Source organism: Bacteroidetes bacterium SB0662_bin_6, from assembly GCA_009839485.1.
Lineage (GTDB): Bacteria > Bacteroidota > Rhodothermia > Rhodothermales > VXPQ01 > VXPQ01.
The window spans coordinates 1-23,454 of record VXPQ01000015.1 but is presented as its reverse complement, the minus strand read 5'-3'; the positions used below and the strand labels follow the sequence as shown (position 1 = coordinate 23,454).

The window sequence follows — 23,454 nt, the reverse complement described above, 5'->3', positions numbered from 1 at the left end:
CTTTCATACCGTCGATATGATGCCGGACATTCAGAAAGCCGTTGCATATCTCAAGGAAGGCGATGCCGGGCAGGCTGCTTCTTTCCTTCAGGATATGATCGAACGCATGCCGGAGCATGCGACGGCGCACGTATTGCTGGCGCAGGCCCGGGAGGCATTGGAGGAGTGGGATCGTGCGCTGCATGCGTGGCGCGAAGCGGTGCGCCTTGTACCGACCAGTCCTGTGGTCTTGCGCGGACTCGAACGTGCCGCGCGGAAGGCGCATCCGATGGCGCACGAACCGGCGAAGCCCGAACGGAATGCCTTCACGGATATCGACCGTCTGATTGCCAGTCTGGAGTCGGCGAAGATTGTGCCCCGTCCCGATGCAGCGAGTGTACCGGTCCCGGATCTCGACGATGATATCGACGATGTGGCCAGCGAGACCCTTGCGGCGATTTATGCATCCCAGCACCGGTACAAGGAAGCCGCGCGCATCTACGATGTGCTTGCCGAGCGGCGCCCTGAACAAGCGGCGGCATTCAGGGAAAAAGCGTCCCGTCTGCGATCCGGAGCCGCGGAGGATTGACGGCTATGCAGCGACTTCGGCAATTACAGGCAGGAAAATCCCGCATGGTCGTCGGTTTGATGAGCGGTACGTCGCTGGACGGCGTGGACGCCGTACTGGCGCGCCTCGAAGGCGCCGGGGAGAATATCACGTTCGACATACTCGGGTTCGATCATATGCCCTGGCCCGATGCGCTGCGTCGGCTGATTCTCGCCAACTCGACGCCGGAGCATTCGACCGTGTTCGACATTTCCCAGTTGAATGTCCGCATTGCGCATGCGTATGCGGAGGCTGTCGAGCGCGTTGCCGCCGCTGCCGGACATGCCGTATCCGACATTGATCTGGTGGGTTCGCATGGCCAGACCATCCACCATGTCCCATTTCCGGTGGATTGCGCCGGCAGTGATATCACTTCCACGCTTCAGGTGGGTGACCCGTCGGTGCTGGCCAATCTTTTGCAGGTTCCCGTCGTAGGCGATTTTCGGGTGGCGGATATGGCGCTGGGCGGGCAAGGCGCTCCCCTCGTGCCGTATTTCGATTATGTATGCTTTCGCGACGAAAAGGAGAACCGCGGGTTGCTCAATCTGGGCGGGATTGCGAATATGACGATACTTCCTGCCGGCGCAGGTCGCAGCGACGTGTTCGCTTTCGATACGGGCCCCGGCAACATGGTCATCGACGCCCTTGCGGCCATGTTATTGGGTGAACCGTACGACGATGGGGGCCGCTGCGCCGCAAGGGGCCGCACCGACGACTCGGTGATGGCCGCCCTGCTGGAAGATGCGTATTTTGTCCGGGAACCCCCAAAATCCACCGGACGCGAGTATTTCGGCGAGCCGTTTGCCGAACAACTTGTCAGGCGATGTCGGGAAGAAATGAACGACCCCGGTCCGGAGGATATCCTTGCCGTGGGGACGATGCTGACCGTGCTGTCCGTCTACCAGGCGTATGCCCGCTTCGTCCGGGATTCCTGCACGCTGGATGCGCTCATTGTTTCCGGCGGAGGCGTCCGCAATCACTATCTGATGGATCGTCTCGCCAATGTGTTTGCCCCCATACCCGTCCGCGCGATCGGGGAGTACGGCATTCGTTCCGACGCCAAGGAGGCGCTTTGTTTCGCCGTGTTGGCGCACGAGGCCGTGAATGGAGCGGAGACGAATCTGCCCTCGGTGACCGGCGCCTCCCGCGCCACGACGCTCGGTAAATTCTGCATACCCGCATAGTCTCATGGCCCGGGATTCGTCTTTAACGCCCCTTCGAGAATACGGTGAGTTCGGACTCATCGACGCCATGCGCCGGATCCTCGGAGAAGTCTCCGGCGGGGAGTTGCTTACCGGCATTTCAGACGATGCGGCCGTGTATCGCATCGAAGGAGACCGCGCACATGTGATCACCACCGATATGCTGGTCGAGGGCGTCCATTTCGACCGCCTCGTCATGCCCATGGAATACCTGGGATCGAAGGCGATGGCCGTCAGTGTGAGCGACGTTGCGGCCATGAATGCCGAGCCGCGGTACGCGACGATCGGGCTGGGTCTTCCGGAAAACGTTTTTGTCGAGCAGATCGAGGAGTTTTACCAGGGCGTGCGGAAGGCATGCGATCTCTACGGCGTGCAGGTCGTGGGCGGCGATACGACGGCGGCCGCCCGTTTGACCGTTTCCGTGACGATCGTCGGCGAGGCCGCAGCATCCCGCATCGTGCATCGGCGGGGCGCCGTTCCGGGAGATTTGCTATGTACGACAGGCGAACTGGGAGGCGCCTACGCCGGTCTCCGGATTCTGCTGGAACAGCGTCGGCAACTTCAGGAAAAAGGGGAGGATTTTGCGCCGGATATCGACAAATACCGGTATGTAATTCAGCGGCAGCTTGTGCCGCGCGCCAGACTCGATGTGGTTCGGGACTGGGCGGCGCGCGGCGTCAGGCCGAACGCGCTCATCGACCTTTCGGACGGCATCGGATCGGATCTGCGGCATATCTGCCGCGCAAGCGGATGCGGCGCCGAGTTGCATCTCGACGCCCTGACCATCGCCCCGGAAACGTATGCCGCAGCCGAGGAATTGGGAGAGGATGTCGGGGTGTTTGCGCTCTTTGGCGGAGAAGATTACGAGTTGCTTTTTGCTGCGTCTCGCGAGGAGGTGGGCCTTATGGATTCCGAAACATGTCACGTGATCGGCCGGTGCACGGCCGGGACCGACGTGATGGTGCGGATGCCGAACGGTGAGCTATTGTCGCTTGAGCAAGGGGGATACGAACATTTTGGCGCAGGGGACACCTCGTGAACCAGGCCCCAACCCGAACACGTCATTTCACCAGCAAAAGGAATTTGGTTGTGAGATACAGATTTTGGCAAACCGTGGTCGCCCTGTCGTTTTTTCTGCCCCTGCCGGTGTGGGCGCAAGGCGCGCTTGAAGGAACCGTGCGCGCCGCGGATACGGATGCACCGCTGGCCGATGTGCAGGTGGTCCTGCCGGACCTGTACCTGGGCGACAGTACGGACCCTGAGGGATTCTACCGGATTGAGCGTATTCCGGCCGACTCGCATCTCGTTGAAGTGCGCCTCCTCGGGTATCGCACGGAATTTGCGGAGGTCCTCATCACGGACGGCGCGACGGTCCGGCTCGATGTGCATCTGGTCGAGACCCCTTTCCAGTTGGATGAAGTCGCCGTGGTCGGCAGCCGCACGCGCCAGCGTACCGTAACCGAGTCGATGGTTCCCATTGACATCATCGCCAGCGATGCGCTTCGATCCCAGGGGCATGTCAATGCGGGAGATCAACTCCGGACGATGGCGCCGTCGTTCAATGTGAATCCGCAGGCCGTGGGCGATGCTGCGAGGATCGTGCGCCCTGCCAGTTTGCGCGGTCTGGCCCCCGATCATACCCTGGTGCTGGTCAACGGCAAACGCCGCCACCGCGCGGCCATCATTACCTGGTTAGGGAACGGCGTCGCCGACGGAGCGCAGGGGCCCGATATTTCGTCGATTCCGGCCATCGCCTTGCGTCAGGTCGAAGTGTTGCGCGACGGTGCGTCGGCCCAGTACGGTTCCGATGCGATCGCCGGGGTAATGAACTTCGCGCTCAGAGAGGATCGTTCCGGGGGCAGCGTCGAAGTGCATGCCGGCGGGTACGGGGAAGGCGACGGCGAAACGTACATGATTTCGGGTCATACCGGCTTGCCGCTGGGGGAAACCGGGTTCCTCAATTTCAGCGCCGAATACGGCAATACAAGGCCCACCAGCCGAAGCGTGCAACGCGACGACGCCGCCCTGCTTATCGCCTCAGGCAACACGCATATAAAAAATCCGGCCCAGATATCGGGGCGCTCCCGCGTGGAAGACGATGTGAAAGTGTGGAGTCATTTCGGCTATCCCGTTCACCGCAGCGCCATGCTCTACGGGCACGCCAATTATGCCGCCAAGTCGGTAACCGGCGGATTTTTCTATCGCAATCCGCACACCCGCGTCGGGGTTTTCAAGGGGTATACCCTGCATCCGGTCTCCCGCCTCAATGTATACGGCGCCGACGGCGGGCTTGTGAACTTTCCCGATCCCGATGATCCCGGGCAACGCGACGCCATCGTCTACGATGCGAACGGCGAGGTCGCAAGTCTCCTGGGACAGCGGGGCATTCCCTCGCTCCTCGTAGGCGACGCGGTTTGGGCGGAAACCGGCGTGGTCGGCGCCGGCGGTTGCCCTGCGATCCCGATCATCGCCAACGTACCCGACGCGGCGGCCCTCGAAGCGGTCGAGAACAATCCGGACTGTTTCACTCTCTACAGCCGGTTCCCCGGCGGATTCACGCCCCAATTCGGCGGCGATCTTGTGGACGGGTCGGTCGTGGCCGGTTTACGCGGACATACCGACAGCGGATTTACCTGGGATTTGAGTGGGTCGTACGGCATGAACACCGTGGACTTTTTCATCCGCAACACGGTCAATGCGTCGCTTGGCGCCGCAACGCCTACCGAGTTCGATCCGGGTCTGTACAGCCAGCAGGATATCAATCTGAATCTTGATCTGACCTGGCCTGTCAACGATATGGTGCATCTTGCCGGAGGCGCCGAATGGCGCGACGAGCGGTTCGAGATCGGCCTTGGGCAGGTGGAATCGTATCAGATCGGTCCGTACGCCGCCCAGGGATTCAGCGGCGCCTCCAACGGGTTTCCGGGCTTTGGAGACATTGCTTCGGGGGCGTGGAATCGAAGCAACGTGGCGATCTACGGCGATGCCGGGATAGAAGGAGGCGAAGGCAGATCATGGGGTCTTGACGGGGCCGTCCGGTTCGAAAACTTTTCCGATTTCGGCGGCACGCTGAACGGGAAATTGAGCGGTCGGTACGAACTGGCGCATGCTCTTGCATTGCGCGCCGGTTTCAGTACGGGTTTTCGCGCTCCCACCCCGGGCCAGCAGAATGCGTTCAATGTGTCCACCCAGTTTGATCCGGATCTGAAGAGGTTGGTCAATAACGGTACGATTCCTTCCACCTCGCAGGTTGCTGCATTGCGAGGCGGTCGACCGCTCGATCCTGAAACGTCCATGAACTACACGGTCGGTCTGGTGCTGGACGGGACAGCCTTCAATCTGACCGCCGATTATTTTCGTATCGATGTTTCGGACCGGATTGCGCTGACCCAGGTGTTTGCGCTGGCTCCGGAGGAGGTGGACGCGCTTGTCGCCGAGGGGATCGCCAGCGCGGGCAACCTGGCGAATTTCCGCTTTTTCACCAACGATTTCTCCACCCGTACGCAGGGTATGGATATTGTCGCCACGTATGTCCCAATGGCTCTGCGCGGACAGGCGACATTCAGTTTCGTTTTCAACCGCACGATCACCAGCGTGGTCTCATGGAATGCCGATGTGCTCGATGACAGGCGCATTCGGCAACTGGAGCAGGGATTACCCCGGACGAGATGGAACGTCTCGGGAAGGTACATTTCGGGGCGTTTGCAGTTTCTGGGCCGCTTGAACTATTACGCCGGCTGGTTCGACGCCGCGGATGACCGGCACTATGGCGGAGACGCCCTGATCGATATAGAAGCTGCTTATGATTTTGGCGAAGTGCTCACGCTGACGCTGGGTGCGCGTAACGCCCTGAATCATTATCCGGAAAGAAACCCTGACGCTGCAGCCGTCTCAGGGAATCTCTACAGTCGGTCGACGCCCTTCAGTTACAACGGAGGCTACTACTACCTTCGTCTCGCGTATCGCTGGGGATAACTTCGACAAATATGCACTTGATAGAGTGCGAAATGCATAATACCTTATCAATACGGCTGGTTTCAGGAAGAAGTCCTTCTTTGCGAAGAATGCCAAGGCGTAGTGTGCAGGTCGGCGCTAATGAGCGAAGCATGCAGGACATTCCTCAACCTGAAATCCCCCTGCGGAAGAATTTTCTTACATCATCCGTCCTTTCCCCATGAAAACCCGGATAATACTCGCATTTGCATCCTTCGCGCTTCTGGCGCTTGCCCCCCCGTCCGTTTTGGCGCAGGGCTCGCTGGAAGGGACCGTAAGCGATGAGAACGGAATGCCGTTGCCCGATGTGCAGGTGGCCATTACGGCATTGAATATTGGCGATCTTACCGACGCCGATGGTAACTATACGATCGAGCAGGTGCCTGCAGGAACCCATATGGTGGATTTTCGCCTTATCGGGTACGAGCCGGTGTCTATGCAAGCCACCGTGACGGATGGAGAAACGGTCCGGCTTGATGCAACTATGAATGAGGCCGTGATTCTCCTCGAGGCAGTGGCTGTAGTCGGTAGTCGTGCGCAACCTCGTACGGTGACCGAATCGATGGTGCCTATCGACATCATTCGCAGCAGCGATATCACCGATCAGGGAGATACGGATTTCGCCAACCTGCTGCGCAACGTGGTGCCGTCGTTCAACGTCAACATTCAGCCGATCAGTGACGCGGCGACGTTTGCGCGCCCGGCGAACCTGCGCAGCCTCGCTCCTGATCATACCCTGGTCCTGATCAATGGTAAACGCCGCCATCGCACCGCGGTGATTACCTGGTACGGCAACGGCCTCGCCGACGGCTCCCAGGGCCCGGACATCGCGCTCATTCCCGGCCTGGCCCTGGAACAGGCCGAGGTGCTGCGCGACGGTGCGGCCGCCCAGTACGGTTCGGACGCCATTGCAGGGGTGATGAATTTTGTGCTTAAGGACGATCGGTCCGGCGGTTCCGTCGAGGTCAAGACGGGCGGAAACCTTTTGGGTGATACGAGCAACCGGGTCGACCGCGGGGTACTGCCGGGAGACGGAGACATGTACAGCATATCGGCCAACGTCGGGCTTCCGCTCGGCGAGGAGGGATTTGTCAACCTGACCGGCGAGTTCGGCAACACGCTTCCAACCGACCGCAGCGTTCAGCGCAACGACGCAAACCGGCTCATTGCGTCTGGCAATACCCGTGTGCGCGAACCCGCGCAGATCTGGGGCTCGCCCGAAGTGTCCAACGAGATCAAGTTGTGGGTCAACGCAGGACATCCCATCAACGACCAGATGGAGACCTACGGCCACGGGAACTACGTGACCAAGCAGGTCGAAGGCGGGTTCTATTTCCGTAATCCGAACACCCGCAGCGGCGTGTACGGGACCACGAACGCCGATGACGAAGACATCCTCCTGGTCGGCGACTTGCTGGATGCGCAAGACGGCGTACTCGACGGATCGGCCGGCTGCCCCGAAGTCCGGGTCGAAAACGGCGTCGTGTCGGATCAGGCGGCCTGGAACGAGGTGCTCAACAATCCCAACTGCTTCACCTTCCAGAAGATACTGCCGGGGGGCTTCACCCCGCAGTTCGGCGCCAACGTCCTCGACGCCTCCGCTGTGGCGGGTGTGCGGGGAACCCGGGGTAATATGAACTGGGACGCGAGCGCAAGCTGGGGCAAGTCCAACATGGACTTCTACATGTACAATACGGTCAACTCTTCGCTGGGGCCCAATCAGCCCTGCAGCAACGAGGGCGCTTCTCCGCACGTTCCCGACCAGGAGTGTACGCCGTACTTCCATCCCGGGATATACGACCAGCAGGAGATAAACTTTAACCTGGATCTCTCTTATCCCCTGAGCGACAAGATCAACCTCGCGGGCGGCGGCGAGTGGCGTCAGGAGCGCTTCGAGATCGAACAGGGCGATGAGCCGTCCTGGGTCGAGGGCCCGCTCGCAACCCAGGGCTTCACGCCCGGATCGAACGGTTTCACGGGCTTTGGCCCCCTTACGGTCGGCGACTGGGCACGCAGCAATTTCGCCGGCTACGGGGATGTCGAATACCGGGATCTGGAGCTTGACCGGAACTTGAGCGTCGCGGGACGGATCGAGAATTTCTCGGACTTCGGCAGGACGATCAACGGGAAAGTCGCGGGGCGTATAGGGTTCACCGAGTCATTCGCCTTGCGCGCCAGTTTAAGCACGGGGTTCCGCGCGCCCACGCCGGGGCAGCAGAACGCGTTCAATATCTCGACGATCTACGATCCCGAGATCATGGACCTTACCAACAACGGTACGATTCCCTCGACCTCGTTGTTGGCCGAGCAGTATGGCGGCAGGCCGCTGGGGCCCGAGAAATCCGTTAACAAGGCGCTCGGCACGGTATTCGAAAAAGGTCCCTTTATTCTCTCGGCGGACTTTTTCCAGATCACTCTGACGGATCGTCTCACGACGAGCCAGAACTTCACACTCAGTCCGGCCGATGTGCAGCGTCTGCTGCAAGAGGGCATCATCCGGCCCGGCGGCGTGCTCGCGAGGTTCCGTTTCTTCATCAACGACTTCGAGACGCGCACGCGCGGCCTTGATGTCGTGGGTTCCTACCGGATGGAGGGTCAGGCGGGCGCCACCACCACGTTTAGCGCCGCCTGGAACTGGACTTCTACCAAGGTGACCGATTTCAACTCCAGCACCCTGAGCGATACCCGGATCCGGATTCTGCAGGAAGGGCTTCCCAACATACGCGGGAATGTGACGGTGAATCACGCTTTCGCGAACGAGAAAACGAGCGTCCTGGTGCGCGCCAGTTACTGGGGCGGCTATTACGACGGCGAGCAGCCCTATTACGAGTCCGATCCCGGCAATACGATCGACTATCCGGCTCGTACGCTTTTCGATGTCGAGGCCACCCATTCCTTCACGGACTACCTGGCGTTTACGCTCGGAGCCCAGAACGTGCTGAATACCTTCCCGGAGGAATATCCCGGCGCCGCAGCCGGCGTGGGTAATACCTACGGCCAGTTCACCCCGTTCGGCTTCAACGGAGCCTTCTACTACGCTCGCATCCGGTATAACTTCGACTGGGAGTAAGCCACGGCGAAGTACATCGCATCACCAAAAGGGGAGGGATTAGCTAATCCCTCCCCTTTTTTTCATGACGCCCTATGTCCGCAAAGCTCAGAAGCTGCGAGGGGTGCGCTGGCGAGGAATGACGAAGCAGTACGGCAGGCCCCGGCGCTGTTGCGCTCTTTCCCGTTCGGTTTCGCATATTCTTTGCGATCTATAATCCCCGCAAGGAGTAAAATACGTTTGGGTTTTTTGCGCTGATACTATTTCTAATGCGGACAAGCACTATGGCGAACGGTAAGATCGTTCAGATAATCGGACCTGTCGTGGACGCGGAATTTCCATCCGGCGATGTCCCCGAGATTCTTTCTGCGTTGACGATCGGACGGGATCAGGGAGACGATCTGGTCCTGGAAGTGCAGCAGCACCTCGGGGAAAATCGCGTTCGTACGATCGCCATGGATTCCACGGACGGGCTTACGCGTGGGACGGAGGTCGTGAATACGGGCCGTGCGATCGCCATGCCTGTCGGCGAAGAGATTCGTGGACGGCTGCTGAATGTCGTGGGGCGCGCCATCGATGGCTTCCCCCAACCTGAGGTGAGCGAGTGGCGCCCGATTCATCGGGAGGCGCCTGCCTTCGAGGAGCTTCAGACCAGCATCGAGATGCTGGAAACGGGCATCAAGGTGATCGATCTTATTCAGCCGGTGGCGCGGGGCGGCAAGGTGGGCTTGTTCGGCGGCGCCGGTGTGGGCAAGACGGTGCTCATCCAGGAACTCATCAACAATATCGCCAAGGCGCATGAGGGCCTTTCCGTCTTTGCCGGGGTCGGGGAACGCACCCGCGAGGGAAACGATCTGTTGCGCGAGATGCTTGAATCCGGCGTCATGAGTTACGGCGAGGAATTTCGCCAGACGATGGAAGAAGGGGGCTGGGATTTGAGCCAGGTGGATGACGAAGCGCTCCGGCAGTCCAACATTACGCTTGTTTTCGGGCAGATGAATGAACCGCCCGGCGCCCGTGCTCGCGTAGCCCTGGCCGGCCTGACCGTCGCGGAATATTTTCGCGATCTGGGCGGCCGGGACGTACTTCTCTTCGTGGACAACATTTTCCGCTTCACGCAAGCCGGTTCGGAGGTTTCGGCGTTGCTTGGTCGGATGCCGAGCGCAGTAGGGTACCAGCCGACGCTTGCCACCGAGATGGGCGAGCTGCAGGAGCGCATCACCTCGACCCGGGACGGCGCCATTACCTCTTTCCAGGCTATTTACGTTCCGGCGGACGACCTTACGGATCCCGCGCCGGCCACCACTTTTGCGCACCTCGACGCTACGACGGTGCTTTCCCGCCAGATTGCCTCGTTAGGGATTTATCCGGCTATCGACCCGCTGGATTCGACAAGCCGCATTCTGGATGCGCGCATCGTCGGCGAGGAACATTACCGGACGGCTCAGGAGGTGAAGGAACTCCTTCAACGGTACAAGGAATTGCAGGACATCATTGCCATTCTCGGCATGGACGAGTTGTCCGACGAAGACAAGCTTGTGGTGCAGCGGGCCCGCCGCGCCCAGCGATTCATGAGCCAGCCGTTTTTTGTGGCCCAGCAATTCACCGGCATTGAAGGCAAGTACGTCAAGGTGGAGGATTCGATTCGCGGGTTCCGGGCCATTCTGGAAGGAGAGATGGACCAATACCCCGAAAGCGCCTTCAATCTGAAGGGTTCCATCGAAGAGGTTGCGGAAGCCGGCGAGAAGATGCTCGCGGAGGAGACCGCATAGGCATGGACGCGTGCTCGCAAGCAACCGGGTTTTTCGGCGCTTCGTACAAGGTCCGGTCGCATGCGTCTGATCGTATAAGGTCTGATTGTATAATACCCCGTCCCTATGGCCCATCTTCAGGTTGAAATCGTTGCCCCGGACCGGCGCGTCTTTCAGGGAGAGGCGCGGGGGGTCCAGGCGCCTGGCCGGTTTGGTTCGTTCGAGGTGCTCTTCAATCATGCTCCCATGATCGCCGCGTTCGACATTGGCGCGATACGCGTTACGGCTTCCGACGGAGAGCAGGTCTTTTTTGCTTCGAGCGGGGGCTTTCTCGAGGTGATCGACAACCGGGTTACGGTACTCGCGGACACGGCTGAGCCGGTTTCCAAAATAGATACGCAACGGGCGAAAGCAGCCGAAGAACGAGCGTTGAGCCGGTTGCAATCGACTGGGGAAGATATTGACCGGCTTCGTGCCGGGCGAGCCCTCGAGCGGGCCCGCAACCGGCTACGCATGGCGATGGGGCGTATCGGCAGAACGGCTTCGGCATGATCCATGGCCACGCTGAGCGACCTCCCGACCCCCTGTCTGCTGATTGAGCGGTCTCGCCTTGCGGCGAATATTTCAGCGATGCAGGCCCGTGCCGACGCGCAGGGAGTGCGCTTGCGCCCCCACATCAAAACACACAAGTCCACGGTGCTGGCCCGCATGCAACAGCAGGCGGGTGCGCGCGGCATTACGGTGGCGACCGTAGGGGAAGCCGAGCACTTCGTGCGTGCCGGTTTCGACGATATACGCATCGCGTATCCTGTGATCGGGCGGGACCGGCTGGAACGCGTAGCCGATCTGTACGCCGATACACGTCTTTCTTTCTGTGTCGATACCCTCCCCGGCGTTCGAGCCGCCTCTGATTTTTTTGCGTCGCGCGGCGTCTCCGCCGAGGTATTGATCGAGGTAAACGTGGGTCAGAATCGTTGCGGCGTCGATCCGGAGGATGCACGTTCCGCAGCGCTTGCCCGCACGGTGGCTGAATCTCCCGGAATACGTCTTGCCGGTATCCTTACGCACGCCGGACAGGTCTACAAGGGGCCGCCGGAGGGGGTTTCGAAGGAAGAAGCTATCCGGATTGTTTCCCGGCACGAACGGGACGCCATGCTCCGATTTGCCGGGCGGCTCAGGGAGGCAGGGCTTGCCGAACCGGGCGCCTTCGAAATCAGCATCGGCTCGACGCCCACGATGCACGTGTTCGAGAACAGGGAGGAGGGGGGCTTCCGCATTACCGAAATACGTCCCGGAAACTATGTCCTCCACGACGCCATGCAGGTGGCTCTGGGCTCCGTGGCGTTAACCGATTGTGCGCTCACCGTACTGACGACTGTGGTCAGCCGCCATCGCACGGCATCGGGGAGGGAGCGGCTGTTTGCCGATGCAGGTTCGAAAACCGTCACCTCCGACCAGGGGGCAGGCACGGACGGTTATGGGCAGTTGCTGTACGACGGGCTTCGCATGGAGCGCCTGCCGCACGCCCGTATCGCCGCGCTTTCCGAAGAACATGCCTGGATCGATGTATCGGGCGGCTCTACCCTTGAAGTGGGAGACCGTATCCGGCTCGTGCCGAATCATGCCTGCGTATGCATGCATCTGCACGAAACCGCGTGGCTTGTCGATGGGGAGGAAGTGATCGATTCCCTGCCTGTCGATGCCCGCGCGCGCGTGCCGTAGTGTCCGGGCCGGATCCCTGCGATGGCGCAAGGATCCGGCCTTTTACACACTGCTGACTACCTGATGAACAGTATTTCCCGGTAGGTCGGTATCGGCCACAGTTCGTTCGGCACGACCCGCTCGAGTTTGTCGCACGCAAGACGTACGGCGTTCATCGCCGGAATGACCTGATCGCGCATGTGTACGGCGTGCGCATGCCCATCGTCGATATGGGTCATATTCGCAGCCTTCAACTGGTCGACCGCTCCACGCAGCTCGTCGATGAGAGCGCCTGTGGCGGCAGCCGTAGCCTGCGTGCCTCCGGAAGGAGCGCCGATCTGGTTGGCTTGCACAACGGTGTTCGTTAACTCACCGAAGTACTTCGCTGCTGCGGGGAGCACCATCGTTTCGGCTATGGCCTGCGTGGTTTCCGCTTCGATATTGACCGTGATGATGTACTGCTCGAGCCACGTTTCGTACCGGCTTTCGAGTTCCGTCTTCGAAAGGACATTGGTCTTCTCGAAAAGCGACACGTTTTTCTCGTCGAGCATTTTTTCGAGCGCATCGACGGTCGTACGCAGGTTCAGCAGACCGCGTTGTTCGGCTTCCGCATGCCATTCTTCCGTGTAGTTGTCTCCTTCGAAAAGGATGGGTTTCGTTTCCTGCGCGGATTCCTGAAGCACGCTGGCCACGGCGTCTTCGAAAGCCATCCCGTCGCCTATTTTGGCTTCCAGGCTCGTGGCCAGTTCGTCCAGCGTGTCCGCCATGATTACGTTGAGCACGGTGTTCGAAAACGAGATCGTCTGATTGGAGCCGACCGCGCGGAATTCGAACTTGTTTCCCGTGAAAGCGAACGGAGACGTACGATTACGGTCGCCCGAGTGGCGCGGCAGATGCGGAAGGACCGGGCTGCCAAGGCCAAGGAAACCGCCCTCTTTGTTCGACGTGGCGGAGCCTTCCGCGATCTGGTTGAAGATGCCGTACAGGGCCTCGCCGAGGAAAACGCTCAAAATGGCCGGAGGCGCTTCGTTTGCGCCCAGCCGGTGGTCGTTTCCGGCCGTCGCCACGGCGATTCGCAACACGTCCTGATGTTTGAACACCGCGCGGATCACGGCGGCGCAGAAGAACAGGAACCGCAGGTTCTGGGAAGGATCGTCTCCCGGATCGAGCAGGTTCAGGCCTGTATTCGTGGATATCGACCAGTTGTTGTGCTTGCCCGATCCGTTCAGTCCGTCGAACGGTTTCTCATGCAGCAGGCAGACGAGGCCGTACTTGCGGGCTATCTTCTGCAGCATGAGCATGATCAGGTGCTGGTGATCGGCGCCCACGTTCGAGTTTTCGAAAATCGGCGCGATTTCGTACTGGCTCGGGGCCACTTCGTTGTGGCGTGTTTTGACGGGCACTCCGAGGCGGTACAACTCCCGTTCCGTTTCGAGCATGCACGACAGAATCCGGTCTTCGATCGCTCCGAAATAATGATCGTCCAGCTCGTGCCCCTTCGGCGGTTTGGCGCCGATGAGCGTCCGCCCCGTGGTCACGAGGTCCGGCCGGCGGTAATAATATTCCTCGTCGATCAGGAAGTATTCCTGCTCGGAACCGACGGTGGAGTACACGTTCTGTACGCCCTCCACGCCGAAGAGCTCAAGAACGCGCCGGGCTGCGCCATCCAGCGCCGCTACGGAGCGAAGCAGGGGGATCTTGTAGTCCAGCGCCTCCCCGGTCCAGGAAGTGAACGCCGTGGGGATTGCCAGATAGGCCCCGTTTTTGTTCTCGATGAGGAACGCGGGCGAAGTGGGGTCCCATGCCGTATAGCCTCGGGCCTCGAAGGTGGCGCGCACGCCGCCGCTCGGGAAACTCGATGCATCCGGTTCCCCCTGGATCAGGTCACTCCCGGAGAACTCTGCAATGGCGCCTCCACCCTTGTTCGGGGTGATGAAACTGTCGTGCTTTTCGGCCGTCGAGCCGGTCAAGGGTTGGAACCAGTGCGTAAAGTGCGTTCCACCCCGCTCCTTGGCCCACTCTTTCATGGCCGTCGCTACGGTATCCGCAACCGTCGAATCGACCGGCTCATTGTTTTCGATGGTGGCGAGAAGCCGCTCGTAGATTTTCTTCGGAAGACGGCTTTTCATGGCTTCCAGACCAAACGTATTCTCCCCAAAGATTTTCTCGATATCTATGGGAAGAATCGGAGTCTTGATGTCAGGCACGAATTTGGTTGCGGCCTTTACGTTATAATCGTCAATCAACTTGGACATGGTGTGAAGCGTTTGGTGGTAACGTCAGGGGGTGTGATACAGGGTGGTGTCAGATGGTCGCCGGGTATCCGCAGCGCGACTTCGCGCTTGCGTGGGGCAAATGGGGTTATTGTTCCGTCAACTCGGTGGTAAACGGCTTGATTTTCCTCGTTTCCTTGAAGGTGCTCAGCACAATGCTCGTCGAGGTGCTGTGCACTCCGGGCAATGCCTGGATTTTCGACAGGATTTGTTCGAGGGTGGTCGTGTTGCGGGAGCGCACCTTCAGTATGTGAGATCCTTCCCCGGTAATCGAATGCACTTCCTGCACTTCCGGGAAAACAAGGACTTCATTCACGAAATTGTCGTAATTCGTGGATCCGTCCACGATTACGCGAATGAAGGAGGTGATGTCCATGTGAAATCGCTTCGGGGCGACCACGGCGTGATAGCCGGTGATCACTCCCCGTTCTTCGAGTTTGCGCATGCGATCGCTCACGGAGGGCACGGAAAGCCCTACGATTTCCGCGATGGCGTTGCGTTTCATCCGTCCGCTATCCTGTAGCAGTTCAAGGATGGTGACATCGATGTCGTCGATTCGGTGCATGACGTTGTTGGGGGGTAGGATTTTGGCAGCGATCCTTCCATGATCTTTGCTGTAAGTTTCGCACCAGTTTATTAACTAATTTAGGAAAAGATGCAAGAATGCATCCATAAAATTAGATTTTTAACCCATTTTTTGCATACAGGGCCGGATTTGCGTTCGTCGAGAGGTGACGGGTGATGATGGGTTCGCGTTGCATGCGAACATGCAGGGTATCCAAACGTACCCATGCGGGATATATAACGACTCGCTTTATGAGCAATTAGCCAGGGGAATGTCATGCACCGCAGAGATTTTGTCCGCCGCGCGGCGGCCGCAGGAGGACTTCTTGGAATGGGGGCTGCCGCTCCTGCAAAGGCGCTGGCGCCGATGATGGAGTTGGGACGTGGGCCCGGTAACCGGATCGGTGTATCCACCTATTCGTTCTGGCGTTTCGCAGGGGAGAGGGAGGACTACCCGATCGCTTCCTGTATCGAACAGGCCGCGGATATGGGTTTTGACGGGGTGGAGATCCTCCACGTCCAGATGGGTTCCGAGGAGAATGCCCATTTGCAGATGCTCAAGCGCAAGGCCATCGAGTTGGGATTGGACCTGATGGGGTTTTCGACCCATCAGGGATTTGTATCGCCGGATGCAGCGAGGCGCCAGGAAAATGTGGACAGGACAAAGCACCAGATCGATGTAGCTTCCGCATTGGGGATTCCCACCATGCGCATAAACACCGGGCGCTGGGGTACGAGCGAATCATTCAATGCATTGATGGCCAACCGGGGCATCGAACCGCCGCTCGAAGGATATACGGACGAGGAAGCCTTCGATTGGGTAATCGACGCCATCGGTTCCTGTATCGATCACGCTGCGGAGAAAGGGGTCGTCCTGGGGCTGGAGAATCATTGGGGCCTCGGGCGTACGCCCGAAGGAGTGCTCCGCATCGTTCAGGCCATTGACTCGCCCTGGCTTCAGGTCACCCTGGATACGGGCAACTTTCTGGAGGATCCTTACGATAAGCTGGCCATGCTGGCGCCGTACACCGTGCTCGTACAGGCCAAGACGTATTACGGCGGAGGCACATGGTATACGCTTGATCTGGACTACGACCGCATCGCGCAGATCATGCGCGACGCCGGTTTTCGGGGGTATGTCTCGCTGGAATTCGAGGGGAAGGAAGACCCTGGCGTAGCGATTCCGAAGAGTCTGGCGTTATTGCGCAATGCGTTCGGGGCGTAGCCGGATCGTAATGCGTCGTCGGGCAGTAGGATGCCGTGCAATCCTTGTCCGGGCCCGTAGCTCAGTGGTTAGAGCAGTGGACTCATAATCCATTGGTCGTAGGTTCGAACCCTACCGGGCCCACTTTTCAGCAACGCCGGGGCGAGGACCGTTCCGGCGTTTCCTATGGCGCCGCACACGCAAAGCTGTCCGCGTCGTCGGTATCGCCCTCTCCGTCGTAGACGGCGCGTTGCGGCCAGGGACACAGGGGGCGGCTCCGAACGACTTCCCGGTCGAAATTCCTTTTCAGCGCTACGATACGTTCGGGCGCCTTGCCCTCTTCCACCCAGTCCGTCAGCACCGTCAGCCAGTTCACTTCTGCAGGTCCGGGGCCGCCGCCACAGTGAAGGACGCCGGGCATCATGAAGAGGCGGAAATAATCGCGCACATCGGGATCGAGGCGCTCCGCTTCCTCGAAGTACCGGATACTGGCCAGGGCGCTTAGCGCAGCGTCGGACCAACCGTGCCACAGGACCAACTTGTGTCCTTTGCCGGCAAAGTCGCTCAGGTCCGGATCCGTGGCGTCCATGAACGCCGAGGCGTAGGAAGCGTCCTGCTCCCACGATGAGAAATCGTAGCCCGCGTAATCCCAGTCCGGGTCTGCGAAGACAAGGTACTTCGCGTAGTTCATTGCGAATGCCCATTGCAGGCTCGGCGCGGTTTCTCCCGAATCCCGGTACAAACCCTCGAATTTTCCGGTGATCCAGTTTATCCAGCCCGCTGGAGTTCCTTCTCCGCCAAAGGGGAAGCCCACGTACAACGGTCCCTCCTCGTTGACGGGCGGTGCATATACGGTCCGTAAGGCTTCCAGTTGCTCCCCGGTAAAGCAAAGCGATGCGCCTTCGTCCGCATCGCCTGTACATGTCGGCAGGGAGGCGATGTCGAACGGGCACATGCGAGGGTCTTCCATAACCCTGTCACGCACGCCGTCGAGCGCATCGCATTCGTCCAGCACGGCCTTTTCCAGAAAGTAGAGGTGGTCCGGCGACAGGGGCGGCGTCCCGGTCCGGGTAGGATCGGGATAGAGTTTCTGCATATTCTGGAAGTTTTCCGCCATAATGCCGGTCCAGTCGAAGGCCGGGGCGCCGGACGATATCCCGTCGAAATCTCCCGGATACCGCTGCGCTTCCATAAGAGCCTGCCCGCCGCCCCGCGAGCAACCGAGGAAGTACGAATAGTCGATGTCCGACCCGTAATGGGCGCGGATGATCGCTTTCGCCGTTTCCGCCGTGCGGTGCACAGCCAGATGCCCGAAGTTGATCTGGCGTTCCGGGTGGTGGAGCGCCCACGAGGCGTCCGTACCGCCTCCTTCATGCCCGGTATCGGTTCCCACTGTGGCGTATCCTGAATGCACCGACCACCGGGCCGCATTCTGAATGGAGCCCACAAAGCCTCCTCCGCCGCCCATCGCGAACCGTCCGTTCCAGGTCTCCGGCAGGAGGAGTTCAAAGCGAATCTCCCGGCCTATGACTCCTTCCACCCGGCAATGCGGCGCATCGCCCGTTTCATTGCCTTGTCCGCCGGGTTCTATGACCGCAGCCTCGACGATCCGTACGTCAGGAAGGCGCAGGGTGGCGAGATCGGAACACGTTTCCTGCGCGGTCGCGGAGCGGCCCCCGAACAGGAAGGCGGCGACAAGCAGCGCCGAAGAAAGAAAACGGAAATAGCCTCGACGGAGGGAATAGATTGGGGAAACGGATTTTGGGAAGGCGGACATGTGTGTGTGGAGCCTGGAGGGGGGTGGAATGGGTAATGGGTTCAGAATACGCGAATCAGGCCGTAAAGCGCTACCATCACGATGGAAACGACACTGATCCAGAACAGCGTGTCATAGGCACGCCCCGGCCTGAGCGCCTCGGGGAGATTGCGGTAGCGGAAATGCAGCACGGCGAAAACCACAAGCAGCAGGATGACCGTGGTGATGGCTCCGCCGATGGCGACCATGATGGCCGGGAGCTTGATGAGCAGGAAAAGCGCGGCCCAGACCAGAGGAATGATCCAGGCCAGCCATCCGATGGCGTTCCGGCGCGCCCTTGTTTCCTTGAAATCGAACCACCCTATTTGCCCGAAAGCGTCCGCGAACAGGCGCGTCCAGATGGCAAGTGCGCCGAACAACGTGGAAAAGAGCACCGTGAACGCACCCGCAAGGAAAAGCGCGCCTGCCCAGTCCCCGAGGCTCTGCGTATACATCCGCGAAAGCGTGCTCACCAGTTCCATGCCTTCGGGCAGAAGGCCCTGTCGATACAGGATCGCCGCACCCAGCAGATAGAACGCTGCGGTGGTGACCGTGTATACGATCATTGCCGCTATGGCATCCAGGTACAGGACGCGGATCCAGCCCTTTGCCCGCCGTATCCAGGCGGGGGTCGCTTCGTACGGGCCGGTATGCGCCGCGTACCCCTTCTCGATGAGCCAGTAATTGTAGGCCAGAATCTCGTCGCCGCCAACGCCCGTGATACCGAACGCGCCGATCGCAATGAGCACTACCTCGGGCGGGAGCTGAAAACCGAATCCCCCCAGAATATCCCCTGTGGAAAACCCGAACGGCGTGTACTGCACGGCGACGACGCAAAACACGGTCAGCAACGTGAACAGGCCGATCAGCACCAGGGAAAGTTTCTCGATAGGGGCATACCGGCCGTGCTGGATAATGATCGATACGGCTACGCTGGCCGCAAGACACCAGACCACCACCGGGACTTGCGGAAAAACGAGGGCCAGTACGAGCGCCGTGCCTCCGATTACGCCGCCGACCTGCATCGTCTTGAGCACCATCAGGGTAAGCCAGGTCCAGATGGTCCAGCTGGCCTTCCCGAACCGGGGGCCCGGCAGGCTGTTCAGCGCCTCCATCGTGGATTGGCCGGAATAGATGGCGTGCTTGCCGAACTCCACCTGAACAGCCACCTTCACGAGGCAGCTGACGAGGATGATCCAGAACATTACGAATCCGGCTTCGGCTCCCAGCCGCGTGGTCGCGATCAATTCGCCGGAGCCGACAATGGACGCCGACAGGATAAAGCCCGGCCCAAGATAACGAAGCCGCCCGGCGAAGGTGGCCGGCGGTTCTTTTACCTTATCCGGCGAGAACCGGTACGGATTGGTTTCCGGAGATGTGTTTGAATCTGTTTCGCGCGCCATACCGGGCAATATACCTTGTGCAGAGCAATAAACGGTGGGGGTTGGCGGAACGGACACGGATACTTATAATGATAGCATAAGATGATTTCTCCAGAACGTATCCTTCTCGTGCCGACACACACCCGAAAATAATCTCATGGAAGCCCACGCCACTTTCGACGTCACCGGATGGGACGCCTCGTCCTATGACCGCCCCGAAGAAGGCCCCGAATTGACCCGCGTGACCATTCGGAAAAAATTCCAGGGAGACCTCGATGGGGAAAGCACCGGCGAAGGGCTTTTTTGCGGACTGAGCGATCCGGAAGCGGGTGCGGGATATGTCGTTTCGGAAAAAGTGACGGGAACCCTTGCCGGACGAACCGGCACCTTCGTCCTGCAGCACGGAGGTATCATGGGACCGGGTGTGGCGCCTCATTCATTCGGGAATGTAGTGCCCGGATCGGGCACCGGCGAGTTGGCCGGTCTCGGCGGCAAAATGGAAATCAGCCGGACAGAGGACGGCGTACATACGCTGACCCTGCAGTGCTCTTTTGACAAGGACAACGCTTGAATTTGCCGACCCTGCTCTCGATCCGCGACTGACTCAGATGCCACCTGCCTCCATACCGTTTTATACCCACAACCATACTGTATCCCATGCGCTGCCTTTTCTATCTCTCCGCCCTGCTACTGCTGACCGTTCCCGGCGCCGGCGCCCAACATGCACATGATCTCGCCGAACGGCGCATCATTGAGTTTCCCGACGTGCCGGGGTACCATACGCTGACTTGCGACCTCCACACCCACACGGCGTTCTCCGACGGGAGTGTCTGGCCTGATATTCGTGTGCAGGAAGCGATACGCGACGGGCTCGATTGTCTTGCGATTACCGATCACATCGAATACCAGCCGCATATCGAAGACATTCCGCACCCGGATCGAAACCGGAGTTACGATCTGGCTGCGCAAGTGGCCGAAAGAATGGTGGAGGACGCGCAGGAACAGGCGGAAACCGAAGAAGCGGACGGAGAGGAAGCGGAAAACGAGCCCCTTCTCGTCCTGCGGGGAGCGGAAATCACGCGGTCCATGCCGCCGGGGCACTTGAACGCCGTCTTGCTGGAAGACGTCAATCCCGTTATGGTGGACGATGCTACGGAGGCAATCCGCGAGGCCAACCGGCAAGGAGCGTTCGTGTTCTGGAATCATCCAAGTTGGCCGGCGCAAAAGCCGGATGCGATCACAGAACTCACCGACATGCATCGCCAGCTTCTCGACGAGGGACTGTTCCATGGAATCGAAGTGGTCAACGAATTCTGGTATTCGGACAACGCACTCCAGATCGCCCTCGACCATAATCTCGCCATCCTTGGCACCTCCGACATTCATGGTCTGGTGGACTGGGAGTACGATGTGCCTGGAGGCGGCCACCGGCCCGTCACGCTCGTTTTTGCAGCGGATCGTTCTCTTGAGGGCATCGGAGAGGCCTTACGGATGCGCCGCACAGCGGTATGGTACAAGGACATCCTGATCGGCAGGCCGGAGCATGTGCAGCCGCTGATCGAGGCATCGCTCTCGGTAAAGACCGCGGAATACGAGGAGGGCACTTCCTTGCTCCACGTGGCCATCAAAAACATATCCGATGCGCCATTTACGCTGCGCAGCCGGTCGGAATACACCTTTGCCGCCGCGACGGACCTGATTGTCGTCAAGCCGCATGCCGTTACATGGTTGCATGTAAAAACCGGCGAACGGGGGTTTCGATACGAACTCGTTTTCGAGGTGCTCAATGTGGTTACGGCGCCCTCCACGCATCCCGAATGGACATTGACCATCGAGGTGGAAGAGATGCGGGAAAGCGAGGGGGAAGAGGAATAGAAAATCTGTCCAGTCAAACCGAACCGTCTCTGTTCGACGAGGTTCGAGGAAATCTTTAGCGGTCTATAAAATAGATCCGCCTATGCCAATACCCACGCTATGGCCTGATCTGTCGAGCCGGCGGGCAAAGTTCACGCGCAAGAAGCCCAGAATGCCGTCCAGCGAAACGGTTAGTTCGTGGTGCATTCCATCTGGAGAGAGATGCAGATCGGGTTGTTCGACGAGGGGGGAAGGAGATATCCAGGTTTGGGCATGGCCTCCGCCGACGATGATGCCGTAGCCCCGCCGCGCCAGGCCATGCAGGCCGAGCAATTCAAAGGGTATCGTTCGGAAATTCTGTTCCCAGAAGAATCCGACATACCGGTCTCCTTCGTACGGACGTCCGGCCAGCGTATGTAATGAGTTGGGCAAGCGCACGATCCCAATACTACCGTGTATCGCCCCGAAACGATGGATGGGGAGTTCTCCGAAGCGGGCGCCTCCTCTCAGGTCGATAGTGAGGGTGTTCGGCCGGGGACGCCGCGAGAAAAAGGTGTCGAAGTTTCCGGAGATATTGCCGCTAAGTCGTACATAGGCATCCTCCATGCCTTCCAGCTTGCCGTATTCGATCCCAAAAGAAGCGCCGCGCCTCATAAAACGGGGGAGGATGGAGTCTGTTATGTGGGAGAAAGAATAAGAGCCGGTCAGCGTAACCGAATGCAACCTGCGCTCGGAAACCGGTGGATTCGGTCGGGGAGCGCCCGGCTGGGCGAAAAGATCGTAGGCCGTGATTGCCTCGACCGGAGCAGGCATCTCGCGTGATGCGGAGAGCCCGATGCTGAAACGTTCCTTGCGGTACCTTCCGAACGCGCTTATGCGCTGGTTGTGGAAGTGGTCGTAATAATTCCCGATCCCGAAGAGACTGGATATGGTCGGTAGGGATATAACCTCCGAGTATCCGGTTTCGCCTCCCCAGCGGTTTTCGATCCCGTCAAAGTACGATACGCCGAGCGTCTTTCGTTTCTCGGGTCCCAGGCCGATGCTCCCCCTGATTCCATAGGTCCATGGTTGTCCGAGTTTGTGGTTCCAGCGTCCATGGCTCCACCTGCCGTGGCCCTCGAGATTCAGGCGCCCCCGTTCGATTTTCACGGCTGCCCCCGGAGCGAATCCTTCCGCGCGGTTGAAGCGGAACCGCGAGCGCAGGCCCGGTATGGGTTCGCTTATTCTCGCAAGGACGCCGGTTCTTTTTCCATCCCTGTTTTCGCTGTCGCCCATCCTGATGACTCGGCGCGCCAGAATACCTTTGGGCTCGAACGCTTTTTCGAGCGTCATGGTGCTGTCTAATCCGGCGTATGCTACCCGCTCCGGTTCTTCGAGCGGCACGGCAATGCCTGCACGGTCCAGCAGCGTGTCGGCGGCAATGGCTTCCTGATCTATGCCGAGGCGTTTCCCTTCGGCATAGAGGGAATCCGGCAGTGTTGCCTCTATCTCGTAATCGGTTATGCGGGAGAGTTGCTTCGCCTTGAATGTGGGAAAGTACAAGAGTGGACCAAAGGATACGTCCAACCCGAACTCGGCCCGATAATCGACCGGGAGCCATGCGCTTCCGTCAAAGGAATCATACTGCTGGTAGAGCGTCATGCCTCTGTGGCTAAACGGCCGAGGCAACAAAAAAGCTTCCCCCGGTTCGAGCGCGACCTCAAGCAGGGCGCATTCGTCGGCAAGGACCGATATTTCTCCGGCAAAGGCGGTGCTAAGCCGGCTTTTCGGCGCAACCGTAATGTCATATACAAGGCGGTCGTCCATGAGGCGTGTGCCCTGCAGAGAGAAGCGATATGTGTCGAGCGCGTCCGGGTGCGTTACGCCCATGAAATTGAATTCCAGCAGAGGAATATCGTCGTCATAGAGGTTGGCCATGAGCAGTATCCCTTCGAGGTCGCTCGTCAGGTCTGCGGAAAGGTTCGTGGTTTGCCGCCGCGATTTGATCAGTTCGCGCATCCCCTGCTCCTTGTCCCAGAAAACGTCGCTGAGCGTTTCGATGATGCCGACGATACCCGTGTCGTTCGCCACGGTGAAGCGGGTATAGGCTTCCGAGGCGTA

15 protein-coding genes and 1 tRNA gene are annotated in these 23,454 nt (G+C 59.6%); 12 read left to right on the top strand and 4 right to left on the bottom strand.

The window, feature by feature from the left end:
- Window positions 1-16: 16 nt before the first annotated feature.
- From F4Y00_02195 to F4Y00_02160, 8 genes are all read left to right on the top strand, one after another.
- Window positions 17-568 carry a tetratricopeptide repeat protein gene (locus F4Y00_02195; GenBank protein ID MYE03774.1) on the top strand — a complete coding sequence of 184 codons (552 nt, stop codon included), beginning with the start codon at window positions 17-19 and terminating at the stop codon, window positions 566-568.
- A gap of 5 nt (window positions 569-573) precedes the next feature.
- Complete coding sequence (locus F4Y00_02190) at window positions 574-1,770, top strand: anhydro-N-acetylmuramic acid kinase (GenBank protein ID MYE03773.1); 1,197 nt, start codon at window positions 574-576, stop codon at window positions 1,768-1,770.
- A 4-nt stretch (window positions 1,771-1,774) separates the two neighbouring features.
- Complete coding sequence (gene thiL / locus F4Y00_02185) at window positions 1,775-2,827, top strand: thiamine-phosphate kinase (GenBank protein ID MYE03772.1); 1,053 nt, start codon at window positions 1,775-1,777, stop codon at window positions 2,825-2,827.
- A gap of 50 nt (window positions 2,828-2,877) precedes the next feature.
- Window positions 2,878-5,763 carry a TonB-dependent receptor gene (locus tag F4Y00_02180; protein ID MYE03771.1) on the top strand — a complete coding sequence of 962 codons (2,886 nt, stop codon included), beginning with the start codon at window positions 2,878-2,880 and terminating at the stop codon, window positions 5,761-5,763.
- Window positions 5,764-5,962: 199 nt separating this feature from the next.
- Entirely contained in the window at window positions 5,963-8,851 is a 2,889-nt protein-coding gene (locus tag F4Y00_02175; GenBank protein MYE03770.1) for a TonB-dependent receptor, read from the top strand.
- A 263-nt stretch (window positions 8,852-9,114) separates the two neighbouring features.
- The gene (locus F4Y00_02170; GenBank protein MYE03769.1) at window positions 9,115-10,602 is read left to right on the top strand and encodes a F0F1 ATP synthase subunit beta; all 1,488 of its coding nucleotides are present in this window, start codon (window positions 9,115-9,117) and stop codon (window positions 10,600-10,602) included.
- Between the two features lie 105 nt (window positions 10,603-10,707).
- Window positions 10,708-11,133, top strand: a complete 426-nt coding sequence (locus F4Y00_02165) for a F0F1 ATP synthase subunit epsilon (GenBank protein ID MYE03768.1) — start codon at window positions 10,708-10,710, stop codon at window positions 11,131-11,133.
- Window positions 11,134-11,136: 3 nt separating this feature from the next.
- Window positions 11,137-12,303, top strand: a complete 1,167-nt coding sequence (locus tag F4Y00_02160) for a hypothetical protein (GenBank protein MYE03767.1) — start codon at window positions 11,137-11,139, stop codon at window positions 12,301-12,303.
- Window positions 12,304-12,359: 56 nt separating this feature from the next.
- On the opposite strand, the gene F4Y00_02155 is transcribed toward F4Y00_02160, so the two are convergent.
- Window positions 12,360-14,537: a glutamine synthetase type III gene (locus F4Y00_02155; GenBank protein MYE03766.1), complete on the bottom strand. Its 2,178-nt coding sequence runs from the start codon at window positions 14,535-14,537 to the stop codon at window positions 12,360-12,362.
- A gap of 106 nt (window positions 14,538-14,643) precedes the next feature.
- The gene (locus tag F4Y00_02150; GenBank protein MYE03765.1) at window positions 14,644-15,120 is read right to left on the bottom strand and encodes an Lrp/AsnC family transcriptional regulator; all 477 of its coding nucleotides are present in this window, start codon (window positions 15,118-15,120) and stop codon (window positions 14,644-14,646) included.
- 276 nt (window positions 15,121-15,396) lie between these two features.
- Between F4Y00_02150 and F4Y00_02145 the strand changes: the two genes are divergently transcribed.
- The gene (locus F4Y00_02145) at window positions 15,397-16,344 is read left to right on the top strand and encodes a sugar phosphate isomerase/epimerase (protein MYE03764.1); all 948 of its coding nucleotides are present in this window, start codon (window positions 15,397-15,399) and stop codon (window positions 16,342-16,344) included.
- A gap of 50 nt (window positions 16,345-16,394) precedes the next feature.
- A tRNA-Ile gene (locus F4Y00_02140) sits at window positions 16,395-16,467 on the top strand.
- Between the two features lie 40 nt (window positions 16,468-16,507).
- Here F4Y00_02140 and F4Y00_02135 read toward each other — a convergent pair.
- Window positions 16,508-18,100, bottom strand: a complete 1,593-nt coding sequence (locus tag F4Y00_02135; GenBank protein ID MYE03763.1) for a tannase/feruloyl esterase family alpha/beta hydrolase — start codon at window positions 18,098-18,100, stop codon at window positions 16,508-16,510.
- Window positions 18,101-18,141: 41 nt separating this feature from the next.
- Window positions 18,142-19,521, bottom strand: a complete 1,380-nt coding sequence (locus tag F4Y00_02130) for a divalent metal cation transporter (GenBank protein ID MYE03762.1) — start codon at window positions 19,519-19,521, stop codon at window positions 18,142-18,144.
- A 136-nt stretch (window positions 19,522-19,657) separates the two neighbouring features.
- Here F4Y00_02130 and F4Y00_02125 point away from each other — a divergent pair, with 136 nt between their 5' ends.
- Together F4Y00_02125 and F4Y00_02120 are read left to right on the top strand one after the other, a co-directional pair.
- On the top strand, window positions 19,658-20,071 hold the full coding sequence (locus F4Y00_02125; GenBank protein MYE03761.1) for a DUF3224 domain-containing protein: 414 nt from the start codon (window positions 19,658-19,660) through the stop codon (window positions 20,069-20,071).
- A gap of 86 nt (window positions 20,072-20,157) precedes the next feature.
- Window positions 20,158-21,375, top strand: coding sequence for a PHP domain-containing protein (locus F4Y00_02120; GenBank protein MYE03760.1), 1,218 nt, complete (start codon window positions 20,158-20,160; stop codon window positions 21,373-21,375).
- Window positions 21,376-23,454: the final 2,079 nt, after the last annotated feature.